The 12,469-nt window shown below is 42.9% G+C and carries 8 protein-coding genes; 4 read left to right on the top strand and 4 right to left on the bottom strand.

The window, feature by feature from the left end:
* The first annotated feature begins 386 nt into the window (after positions 1-386).
* From ACT3QR_RS01420 to ACT3QR_RS01410, 3 genes are all read left to right on the top strand, one after another.
* A complete protein-coding gene (locus ACT3QR_RS01420) occupies positions 387-3,173 on the top strand; it encodes an AAA family ATPase (RefSeq protein WP_444519607.1) in 2,787 nt (928 codons plus the stop codon).
* A 213-nt stretch (positions 3,174-3,386) separates the two neighbouring features.
* Positions 3,387-4,520, top strand: coding sequence for a helix-turn-helix transcriptional regulator (locus tag ACT3QR_RS01415; protein WP_444519606.1), 1,134 nt, complete (start codon positions 3,387-3,389; stop codon positions 4,518-4,520).
* Positions 4,521-4,616: 96 nt separating this feature from the next.
* A complete protein-coding gene (locus ACT3QR_RS01410) occupies positions 4,617-5,264 on the top strand; it encodes a TerD family protein (RefSeq protein WP_444519605.1) in 648 nt (215 codons plus the stop codon).
* A 126-nt stretch (positions 5,265-5,390) separates the two neighbouring features.
* On the opposite strand, the gene ACT3QR_RS01405 is transcribed toward ACT3QR_RS01410, so the two are convergent.
* Together ACT3QR_RS01405 and ACT3QR_RS01400 are read right to left on the bottom strand one after the other, a co-directional pair.
* Positions 5,391-6,374, bottom strand: coding sequence for an ion transporter (locus tag ACT3QR_RS01405; RefSeq protein WP_444519604.1), 984 nt, complete (start codon positions 6,372-6,374; stop codon positions 5,391-5,393).
* Between the two features lie 177 nt (positions 6,375-6,551).
* Positions 6,552-6,728, bottom strand: a complete 177-nt coding sequence (locus ACT3QR_RS01400) for a hypothetical protein (RefSeq protein WP_444519603.1) — start codon at positions 6,726-6,728, stop codon at positions 6,552-6,554.
* Between the two features lie 359 nt (positions 6,729-7,087).
* On the opposite strand from ACT3QR_RS01400, the gene ACT3QR_RS01395 reads away from it, so the two are divergent.
* Positions 7,088-7,720 (top strand): OmpW/AlkL family protein, encoded by a 633-nt coding sequence (locus ACT3QR_RS01395; RefSeq protein ID WP_444519843.1) that lies wholly within the window; start codon positions 7,088-7,090, stop codon positions 7,718-7,720.
* 193 nt (positions 7,721-7,913) lie between these two features.
* On the opposite strand, the gene ACT3QR_RS01390 is transcribed toward ACT3QR_RS01395, so the two are convergent.
* Both ACT3QR_RS01390 and aceE read right to left on the bottom strand, forming a co-directional pair.
* Entirely contained in the window at positions 7,914-9,641 is a 1,728-nt protein-coding gene (locus ACT3QR_RS01390) for a 2-oxo acid dehydrogenase subunit E2 (RefSeq protein WP_444519602.1), read from the bottom strand.
* Between the two features lie 28 nt (positions 9,642-9,669).
* Entirely contained in the window at positions 9,670-12,468 is a 2,799-nt protein-coding gene (gene aceE, locus ACT3QR_RS01385) for a pyruvate dehydrogenase (acetyl-transferring), homodimeric type (protein ID WP_444519601.1), read from the bottom strand.
* Position 12,469: the final 1 nt, after the last annotated feature.

Raw genomic sequence — 12,469 nt, 5'->3', positions numbered from 1 at the left:
GTGAACCGTTTATTTTATCATGCAGTCTGCCCATTGAATAGTTGCAGATTGCGCCAATGTGGGACATCTTATACTATCTACGCTTATTATGAGGCGTTATTCTGCTCTGATTACATCCCGTTCGCTGATTAAGTCATTTGTTTTTTACCAGTTTTACTCAATCATTTTTCTAAAAATGATACAAAACTGCGCTTAATGACTTCGCTAATAGATGGTTATATCTTGTAAGATGTCATGATTGATTATAAAAAATTCAGAATACGTATGACCATAAAGAACCGACCATCTCTTATATTCCTTTAATACTTTTTAACATGATTTTTCAAACGCCTATGACAGAACAACCCTATACACCTCTATCGCAAGTATCAAAAGACGCTAACAATATGGCACTCCCAACTACCGACTCAAAAAACACTAAGCAAACAGCACCTAATACGCCAAACCCTATCTTCAAAGAAGTTCAGCAAAATTGTCGCATTTCAGCTGAACAATTAAAGCGCTATAGCGACCCTGATGAGTTGCCTACAGACACACGTACTGCACCTGACTTAGATGTTAGCTTCGGTCAACAACGTGCGCTTAAAGCATTACATACAGCGCTGGATATTAAAGCCAGTGGCTATCATGTGTTTGCCGCTGGTGAAAACGGTTTGGGCAAGCGGACTGTCATTAGTCGTCTGTTAGCGCGTATTGCCGCCGATGCCCCGACGCCAGATGATTGGGTATACGTGCATAATTTCACTGATCCACGCACACCATTGGCGCTGCGTCTACCAGCTGGTCAAGCCTCGCTATTACAGCAGCAAGTTAATAATTTATGGCAGCAAGCAAAAAAGCGTTTAAGCCAACGCTTTCGTAGCGATCAATACCAAAGCAAAATCGAAACCATCAAAAACAGTACTCATCAAAAAGAAAGTCACGCCTATGACGCGCTTAATGCTGAAGGTAAACAGTATGACCTAGCATTAACGTTTCGCTCATTTGATAATAAGGCCGTATTTGTTCACCCTAGTCAGCTGCCTACAGAAAGCAATAGCGATGATAATAAGCAAATAAAAATACCTAGCAATCGTAAAGATTCAGAAAAGCTCGATGGTAGCGAAAAAGCCAACATTTTGAGCGATGAAAATAATAAGAGTAAGGAAAATAAAGATTCTACATATGGTAATAATGAATATGAAGCTGAGCTGAATAACTTTGTACAAAAGAACCATATGCAAAAGCGCCTGAGTCAATTGACCATCGCTTTAGAGCAACTAGAAGACGAGGCCAACGATGAGATAGAGTCACTACATCGTAGTATTGCGCAGCGTGCTCTACAGCCGTTATTTACCCCTATTTATGAGCAATTTGCGACTCATCCACTTGTCGTAGAATATCTTAAGGCTGTATTCGATGATATGGTCACTCACGTAGAGCGTATCGTCAATGGCGATGATGAAGAGTTTGTGACGGCAGTATTGGCTACGACACCTAGTCGTTATGCTGTCAATGTTATCGTCAGTCATGCACCTGACAGTGGTGCGCCCGTGGTCTTTGAGGATTTGCCTACCCATCTCAATTTGCTAGGTCATGTCGAGCAAATCACCCAATTAGGCACAGTAACTACTGACGTGAGTATGATTCGTGCAGGTGCTCTACACCGCGCCAATGGCGGCTATTTATTGTTAGAAGCCAGCCACGTACTTGAACACCCTTATGCATGGCAAGGCTTAAAGCGCGCATTACAATCACGAAAAATCAAACTATCAAGCCTTGAGCAAATGCTGACGCTAACTGGTAGCTTATCTCTCTCACCAGCGCCTATTGATTTAGATATCAAGGTTATCCTGTTAGGGGAAGCAGATTTATATTATGAGCTGCTAGAGCTTGAGCCTGAATTTGATGCAGTATTCAAAGTCCGTGCTGACTTTCATGACGATGTACCTCGCACCACTGAGCATGAATTGGCACTAGTCGCAAAAATGGCCGATATCATCGACTATGCCGACCTACATCCGTTTGATAGCAGTGCGCAAGCCACGCTACTTGAGCATTTAAGCCTGCAAGCTGAAGAACAAGATCGCTTGAGTCTACACAGTGATTTACTGATCAAGCTATTGCATGAATCAAATCGTCACGCTCATTTAAATAATGAGACTATGGTGACGGCAGATCATGTCACTCAAGCAATCGATGACATGGATGAGCGTTCAGGTTATTTGCGTGACCTATACTGGGATGAGCTTAAAAATGGCCAGCAGCTGATTCAAACACAGGGCGATGCTATCGGACAAGTCAATGCTTTGACCGTGGTTAGTTATGCCGATAGCGAGTTTGGCATGCCAGCACGGCTTACTGCGGTCATTCAGCCCAATATTGGCACAGGTGAAATTCTTGATATTGAGCGTGATGTAGACCTGGGCGGTAGCTTACACGCTAAAGGCATGCTAATTATGACCAGCTATTTGCGAGCGTTGTTCAGTCAACACCATGCGCTGAACTTTAGTGCTTCACTCGCATTCGAGCAAAGCTACGCGCAAATCGATGGTGATAGCGCCACTGTTAGCGAAGGCTGTGCGTTACTATCTGCGCTAGCAAACGTCCCAATCAATCAGTCTCTCGCGATTACTGGATCTATGAACCAGTTAGGCGAAGTACAGGCAGTTGGCGGCATCAATGCTAAAATCGCAGGTTTCTTCGACGCTTGCCGCGAGCAAGAGCTAACAGGTGAGCAAGGCGTTGTCATACCGATGGCCAATGTTAAACAACTAATGCTACGTGACGACATTATCGATGCGGTAAATAGAGGCAAATTTCATATCTATGGTGTCTATACTCTAAGTGAGGCCCTAACGCTGATGACTGGCTTACCGATCGACACCATGAATAAAAAAGGCCGTTATCGTAAAAATACTTTATTCGGCAAAGTATTAGACCGTCTGATGCTATGGGATGAAAACCAAGAAAGCAGTGATGGTATCGATGATGAGAATACCAAAAAGAAAGCGAAGAAAAAGCATAAAGAAAAACGTCAAAAGAAAGAAGGTAAGAGAATAAAAGAAAAGCGTAAAGGTGAGAAAAATAATGATAAAGACAGCGAGGAAAGCAGCAAGAAAAGCGATGCTGTGCCTATTGATGACAGCCTAAACGATAGTGAGACAAGTGCTATCGATAGTAATGACCATTAACGTTTAAACGGTACGACCGATACGCACGTATATTGCTGTTCGACTAGAACCATTACTATATCTCTGACTAGATCGAACAGCAACCATCAAATAAATATATGCATGTATGAACGTCGCTAGACGCTACGCTGCTTTTCTGCGATGATTAACGGTTCCTGATCGAACAATATCGTGCCAAAAACCGAATTGTAACTTCATAAAGGGTATCTCTTAATGACTGTACATCTTACTGATGCTAACAATATCCAAGCTCAGTCCAACCCTAGCGAGCAGGCAGGTGCGCTTGTAGCTGTAGACACTGATACCTCAAAAGAGGCCAATGTCAGTGATAATCGACACGGTGCGGCAACGACTGCACGGCAATGGCAGGTACTATCACAACTACAGCGCAATCGCTGGGTAGGCACCACGCATATTTATGAGCAGCTGATGATGGCTGGCTTCGATATCAGCCTACGTACTGTCCAACGTGATTTGAATGCACTCGCCAAACGCTTCCCTATCGAAAAAAACAATGCCAATCCTCAAGGTTGGCGCTGGAAAGAAGATGCACCATTACAAAGTTTGCCGCATATGAACTTATCACAAGCGGTCGCTTTTAACATGGTTGAGGCCAATCTGACCCAGTTACTGCCACCTGTCATCTTAGATGAATTGTTTCCTTGGTTTGATTTAGCACGGCGACAGCTCAAAAACAGCAAAGTAACTCACTCTTGGATAGACAGAGTTCGGATTGAACCTGCTACACAGCCACTTATCGCACCAGATATAGATTTGGATAGTAAAGACAATATTTACCACGCGCTATTTTATCAGCTGCAGATTCATGCTTGTTATACTCGTAGCAACAAATTACAAGCCAGTGAATACATCCTAAATCCAATCGCCATTATTCAGCGCGGCGTGATTATCTATTTACTGGCAACCCGTACTGATGACCCAGAAGCCACCATTCGCACCTTTGCCTTACATCGTTTTGATAGTGTTGATATTCTTGAGACCGCTGCAAAAACGCCAGAAAACTTTCAACTAGATACCTACTTAGATGAAGGCAGTATGGGCTTTAGTCATCCACTGTTTGGCGAGTTGGACGAGCGTGGCAAGAATACCGCTGTCGAACTGAGATTTACTAGGCAAGCAGGTAAGAGTCTGACCGAAAGTAAGCTTAATGACGATCAAACCGTGACACTTAATGAAGATAACACCCTTACTGTAAAAGCCACTGTTAACTTGACCTCACAGCTGGTCTGGTGGCTACGTGGATTTGGTAGTGGCTTATTAGATGCTAAGCCCGAGCTACTCTATCAAGCAGTGCTAGATAAATCTTCGACAGTAAGCAGCAAGTGATGTTACTAATATGAGATAGGCTTACATTAGCCATACTCATGTGAGTAGTCAATAATTTATGTAACGGTTAAAAATTAAGAATAAATAAGGAAAGTTATGTCGACCACTGCCACAACACCGCTGCTGTCAGATAGTTTACGAGGACTGGGACTAGACGCGGGAACTTTGTTTTTTGCGCTCAATTATGAATTTACCAAAATTGAACCCAAAGGTCTGTTTAAACGCTTCAAGAAGAATCAAAGTGCAATGGATATTGATTTGGCGTGCGTGCTATATGATGATAACTGCGTCATCAATGACATCGTTTGGTTTAAGCAATTGCGGGATAAAGCTGAGTCGGTCAAGCATCAAGGAGACAGCTTAAATGGTAAAGATCGCGGTGAACAAGCTATGTATCTTGCCCCACTTGATCAAGAGCAAATCAGATTAGAGCTTGAGAAAATACCCGCTCATATCAATCATATTGGCTTAATGGCCAACTCATATCATGGTCATTCGTTCTCTAGGGTTAAAAAAGGCGAAATTCATCTGAGTGACGATGAAGGAAATCGTTGTTTTGAGGTGAACCTAAAGCAGCTCCCACGCGACTGCACCACGCTATGGGTAGCGCACTTGCGTCGATCTGTTGATGACTGGCATTTGACATTGCAGAACTTACCTCTGTCTGCGGAAGAACTAGCAGGTGCAGCACAAGAAGTGGCTCATGAGTTAGCGCGTGCATTGCCTATCCCTCAGGGAATATAAAGTTCGCTAGTAACCGCACTTGAAAAAGGTCTTGTACCATGCAAATACAAGACCTCTTTTTGTGGTTGAAACGTTCACGTAATTAACTGCTAAAAACCTATCCGCTCTAAATTACCTGACTCTTACCTATAAAACTTCACCACAATTTGGACAGAACTTCTTTTTACGCGTCTCAACTTCTTTTTCACGCCGCTCAAGCTCTTGCTCTCGAAGTACCTGTAGGACGATATTTTGTGCCTGTTCCTTATCTAACCCAAGCTCTCGACGAATTTTATCGATCATCATCTGATTCTGTACCAGATCAAAGTCACTATCAATCAATTGCTCCCGAAAATGCTGTTCAAGCTCCTCACGCCGCTGAGCCAACTCATTCGCCAATCCCGTCGCTAGAATACCAGCCGGTAGTGCGGCGAGACCCACACCCAGTATCGTAATGATAGCACCCAATATTTTACCAGCATTCGTAATTGGCGTAACATCTCCATAGCCTACGGTTGTTAGTGTCACCACAGCCCACCACATCGCTTTAGGTATGGACTCAAACTCATCTGGCTGTGCGTGATTCTCCACTAGATAAATACCGCTAGAGGCGGTCACAATCATAATAATAAGAATAAAGATAACGGCCTGAAATGAGCCTCGCTCCTTGCTAATTACGACTAGCAAGATACGCATTGACGCAAAATAACGGGTTAATTTCAGGATTCGAAATAAGCGTAAAATACGCAAGAAACGCAAATCAATATTGACAAAGAAATTCAAAAAGGCTGGCACGATAGCCACTAAATCAATCAATGCTGATGGACTTCTGAGCCAATCCCAACGCTGTTTCCACGTTGTATTATCGGGCTTAGCTTCAGCCACACTCCATAGGCGCAGTAAATACTCAATAGAAAAGACAACGATGGAGAAATTTTCGAATAGTGTGAAGTAGTTTTGGTAAGGGTAATACCACTGATCGACAGACTCCGCTATTACAGCGGCTACATTAGTCATGATCAAAAATATGAGAAAATAATCGACGTAACGGCTAAATAATGTGTCATGTTCTTCATTTTGTAAAATATCATAAACAAAATGACGCAAGCGCCGTATAGATTGGAATAACATGCCAGCCCTATGCGGTGAAATACCGATTTAATATTAGTAGAATAAAACAACGGTCAAACAATAAAAATCAAACTTTCATCACAGAACATAGGATATATTTGCAGCAATCATTCGTGATTTTTATCAAAAGCGCCTTATTTCAGTACTGACTTGTCTATTACCGGCCAGGACTATCAGCTATGAAAGATACAGGTAATAAATATAGACCGATACCAGCAGTATAAACACAATGAGCAGGATAAAGAACCTTAAGAACTGTTCATCAGTACGAAGCTGCTGGCTAATATCTTGCGCAGGTATCAAAAATAAATCACATTCAGGGCAACAACCATCTGACTGATTCAGTATTTTCATAGTACACGCATTCTTACAGCGTAGAGGTGAGTTACTGCAATAGCCAAGCATAATATATTGCACCTCTTATTGAATCATAAATAAGAGATACCGACTCACGTCAATGACCCTTACTTAAGAAGCAGCTTTTGTTGTGTTCAATTATAGACTGTAGACAACTGAATTACATGTAAATGTAATTTATTGCAGAAATATTGCTAATTTATGCTTAAAACCTTACCAGTAATAATGATTTTCGTACTATAATAGAGAGCAAGTGTTACAGGTTAGATACTAATCATGACATTGTGTATCAGTAGCTAATGCCATCCCTCATTAGAGAACTGCTGATAATTTTTATTACGTTAAGGAATTAAATGATGAAACTACAATCCCTAGTTTTAGCAACTGCTGCTGCACTTACAATGACAACTGCTTTTGCTGTCCCTGCTGGTACTTGGTCTGTTGCTGCTGGCGCACACATGGTTGATCCAAAAAGTGATAATGGTCAATTAGCTAACGATACTTTATCTGTAAAAGTTGACGACGACATCCGTGCAACTATCAGCGGTGAGTATTTTATCGCTAACAACGTTGGTGTCGAATTACTAGCTGCTATTCCGTTTCATCATGACATTACCCTAACAGATAATACTGGTAACGAAATTGATGCAGAAACGCAGCATCTACCACCTACTCTATCTGTGCAGTATCACTTCGATGGCTATGACTTACCTATGAATGTGAAGCCTTTTGTTGGTGTTGGTGTGAACTACACAACTTTCTTCAAAGAAAGAATCTACCTTGGTAATGGTAATGATTTAGAGCTTGATGATAGCGTTGGCGTGGCTGGTCATGTTGGTCTTGATATTCCTTTTGCTCCTACCGAAGCGTTCCGTATCGATGCCCGTTATATGGACATCAAAACAGATGCAAGCCTAAACGGTGACGATATCGGTGAAGTTGATATCAGCCCTTGGGTATACGGTGTCGCATTCGTTAAACAGTTCTAAATCAGTAAAGATATTATGTGTAATAAAAGCCAGCTTGATAGCTGGCTTTTTTGTGCCTATTAACTACGGATATCAATGTTTACTCTAATTATTAAGTAATCATTTATAAAGCAGCTAATAACCTATAAAAACAAATAATCTCCATAAAAAAAGACCACCCGTGGGCAGTCTCTTTTTTAATTACTAGTTAGCTTTAGATCAGTATACGACGTGGATCTGCTAGTAGCGTTGCAATATAACGAGTAAATACAGCAGCATCTGCGCCATTGATTACACGGTGGTCATAAGACAAAGACAACGGTAGCATTAAACGTGGCTCAAAGCTTTGTGTCTTAGCATCCCAACGTGGCTGCATACTTGCTTCAGAAACACCTAGGATACCAACTTGTGGCCAGTTAACTAATGGCGTAAAGGCAGTACCACCCAAGTTACCTTGGCTCGATATAGTAAAGCTTGCCCCTTGCAAATCTTTGGTGCTGAGCTTCTTATCACGAGCTTTTACAGCAAGCTCACCGATCTCAATCGCGATTTGCTTCAGGCCTTTGTCTTGTACGTTTTTGATGACAGGTACGATAAGCCCATCATCTGTTGCCACAGCAATACCCATATTGACGCTTTTGCGTAATATAACCTGAGTATTATCATCGCTCAAATGACTGTTGAATCGTGGATGCTGAGTCAACGCATAAGCAGTTGCTTTAACTACAAATGCCAAGATAGTAAAGCCAATACCTTCAGCTTTCATACCACCTTTTAGCTCACCACGTAGTTTTTCAGTCTCAGTGATATCAGACAGATCGAACTGTGTTACTTGCGGTAGCAAAGTATTGTAGTTGAGCTGTGGTATCGAGACTTTCTGCAAGCGGCTGAGGTCTTGTGTTTCTGTTTCACCCCAGATATCAGCATTACTCATGTCAGGCAGTTTTGGTAAACCCGAGCTGGCAGCATTACTGCTCACAGGTGCCGCTTTCTGCTTGGTTAGACTGTTTTTGACATGTGCAAACAAGTCTTCTTTTAGAATGCGATCGTTTAGAGCTGAACCATTCACTTGTGTGATATCCACACCTAACTGACGTGCTAGTTTGCGAACGGCAGGACCTGCATACACATCAACCAATTTTTCATTGACCTGTGCTTCAGTTAATTTACCCTCTGCTTGGCTAGCAGCTGTATCAGTATTGGTCGGTTTGGCAGCTTGTTTCGGCTCACCAGTTGTTTTAGCCGCTGGTTTATCTTCTGTTTTGGCTGATGCTGACTCTTCTGGTTTAGGCGCTTCAGCTTCACTATCACTAGCATCGTCTGTACCATTCGCCATAATAACGATATAGTCCTGACCATTAGCAACCATATCACCTGCTTCGACCAAGATTTTCTCAATCTTACCAGCAACTGGTGCTGGTACTTCAACCGACGCCTTGTCTGATTCAATGAGCAAAATCGACTGCTCAGCGCTGACAGTATCACCAACGCTAACCATGATTTCAGAAACTTGTGCTTCATCAACACCTAAATCAGGTAGCGCATGAGTAGTTGCTTTGCCAGTATTAGCAGCTGGCTTAGCTGTAGACTCTGACTGTTTTGACTCAGTTGCAGCAGGGTCAGGTTTTGATTCTGGTTTGTCATCGGTATCGTCTGTGTCTTTCGCTTCTTGCTTTTCAGCAGCAGCATTATCACCACTGCTTTCTGTGCTATCGTCTGCGCTTTCAAGCTCAATCAGTACCATGCCTTCGCTGACTTGATCACCGATAGCAACACTTATTTTAGTCACTTTACCAGCAGCAGAGCTTGGTACTTCAACCGATGCTTTGTCAGATTCTAATAATACGATGTTGTCATCTTTTGCGATGACATCACCAATTTCTACCATAATCTCGCTGACTTCGGCGCTATCAACACCTAAATCGGGGGCTTTAATGTCCATGATTTATTTCCTCGTCTTATGGTTATTATTATTTGACATCTTTATCATCAAGTACATTTGCATCTGCTTGATCTTCATCACTAATCTCATCATCATCTTCAGCGATAAATTCAGGTACAGGATTTGGGTTTACGTTACCTGGTGCTGGTGCATCTGGAGACTGATCATAGTAAGCCTGCTGTTGCCATGCAGGTGGATGATCCACATCGATACCTAAGCTCGAAATCGCATCTTTAACCAAACGCATTTCAACTTCACCTTCATCAGCTAGGCGCTTAAGCGTTGCCACTACAATGTGTGCAGCATCAACGTTGAAGAAACTACGTAGGTTTTCTCGAGTATCAGAACGGCCATAACCATCAGTACCCAAAGTGGTATAAGGACGGTTGTCTGGTAACCAAGCACGGATTTGCTCAGAGTAGTTACGCATATAATCGGTCGCTGCAACCACGATACCTTCGTGCGGCGCTAACTGCTCAGTAACCCAAGGCACTTTCTCTTCATCCATTGGATGTAGGCGATTGTAGTCGTCACAATCCATACCATCACGAGTCAGCTCATTGAAGCTAGTCACGCTCCAGACATTAGAGGTGATGTTGAACTCATCTTTTAGTATCTGTGATGCTTTTTGCACTTCACGTAAGATAACACCAGAGCCTAATAGCTGCACTTGTGCTGAGCCATTATCTTCGAGCAAGTACATACCGCGCTTGATACCTTCCTCGGCACCTTCTGGCATGGCAGGTTGCTCGTAGTTTTCGTTCATCAAGGTCAAGTAATAATAAACGCGTTCGCCTTCACCATACATACGGCGTAGGCCATCATGCATGACAACAGCTAACTCATAACCAAAGCAAGGATCATAACTGACACAGTTTGGCACCACATTAAACAGAATCTGTGAATGACCATCTTGATGCTGTAAGCCTTCACCATTAAGTGTCGTACGACCAGCTGTCGCACCTAATAAGAAGCCTTGTGCCTGACAGTCGCCTGCCGCCCATGCCAAATCACCCACACGTTGGAAACCGAACATTGAGTAATAGATATACATCGGAATCATCGGCAACGCGTTTACAGAATAGCTAGTTGCCAACGCAATCCAAGTACTCATTGCGCCTGCTTCGTTGATACCTTCTTCCAACATGTGACCATCGAGAGCTTCTTTATAGCCCATCAATGCTTCACTATCTTCAGGCGTATACTTTTGACCAACAGCCGAGTAGATACCTAGCTGACGGAACATACCTTCTAGACCAAACGTACGTGCTTCGTCAGGTACGATTGGTACAACGCGATCTTGGATGTCTTTGTTTTTTAGCATTGCAGATAGCAAGCGTACAAACACCATTGTCGTAGATTGTTCTTTACCGTTGCTACCTTTTAATACCCGATCGAACATTGATAATTCAGGGATATTTAGTGGAATATGACCGCTGCGACGGTTAGGCAAATGACCACCTAACGACTCACGACGACCCTTCAGATACTTCATCTCCGCTGAGCCTTCTTCAGGGCGATAGAATGGTAGAGTCTCTAACTGCTCATCAGTAAATGGTAAATCAAAACGATCACGGAAATACATTAACGCTTCTTGATCAAGCTTTTTGACCTGATGCGATTTATTAACGGCTTGCGTTTGAGTAGACAAACCATAACCTTTAACGGTTTTGACTAAAATAACAGTTGGTTGGCCTTTGGTTTTCATTGCTTCACTAAAGGCGGCGTAAACTTTGACTGGATCATGGCCACCGCGGTTCAGACGTGAAATTTCTTCATCAGTCAACGCATCTGCCATTTCTTCTAACTCTGGATACTTACCAAAGAATTCTTTGCGAGTAAATTCAGGCGTACGCGCCTCATATAGCTGATATTCACCATCTACCACTTCTTCCATACGTTGTTTGAGCACACCCGTATGATCTTTACCAAGTAGTGAATCCCAGTTACCACCCCAGATGACTTTAATCACACGCCAGCCTGCGCCGCGGAATACTGACTCTAGTTCTTGGATGATCTTGCCGTTACCACGGACTGGGCCATCAAGACGCTGTAAGTTACAGTTAATTACCCATATTAGGTTGTCCAACTTCTCACGACCAGCAAGAGAAATTGCCCCTAAGCTTTCTGGCTCATCAGTTTCACCATCACCTAAGAAAGTCCAAATCTTACGACCTTCTTTTTCTAGCAATCCACGGTTTTCCATATAGCGATGTACATGGGCATGATAGATAGACATGATTGGGCCAAGTCCCATCGATACTGTTGGGAACTGCCAATAATCAGGCATTAGGTATGGATGCGGATAGCTTGATAACCCTTTACCACCCACTTCACGGCGGAAGTTATCAAGTTGGTCTTCGGTCAAACGACCTTCTAGATAAGAACGGGCGTAGATACCTGGCGCTGAGTGACCTTGATAATAGATCATGTCACCACCGAAGTGATCGCTAGCCGCGCGGAAAAAATGATTGAAACCCGTTTCATAAAGTGTCGCACTAGAAGCAAATGTCGCTAAGTGACCACCCAAATCATCATCGTTCTTATTGGCACGCATGACCATGGCAAGTGCGTTATAACGAATCAAAGCACGTATCTTACGCTCCATGCCCAAATCGCCTGGGTACATTGGCTCATCTTCAACCGCAATACTATTGACGTACGCGGTGTCTAGTCTGTTGAATGGTAACCCTTCTTGAACTGCCATATTGTATAACGCTTTCAGAAGAAACTGAGCACGGTCCTTGTCTGCGTGTTTGACCACAGATTCGAAGGCTGCCAGCCATTCCTGCGTTTCGGTGCTATCAGCATCCTTATAATAATTCATT

Source organism: Psychrobacter sp. AOP7-B1-25 (assembly GCF_052376195.1).
Taxonomy (GTDB): Bacteria; Pseudomonadota; Gammaproteobacteria; order Pseudomonadales; family Moraxellaceae; genus Psychrobacter.
Note: the sequence above shows the minus strand (reverse complement) of the source record. Positions and strands in the feature narration are given on the sequence as shown.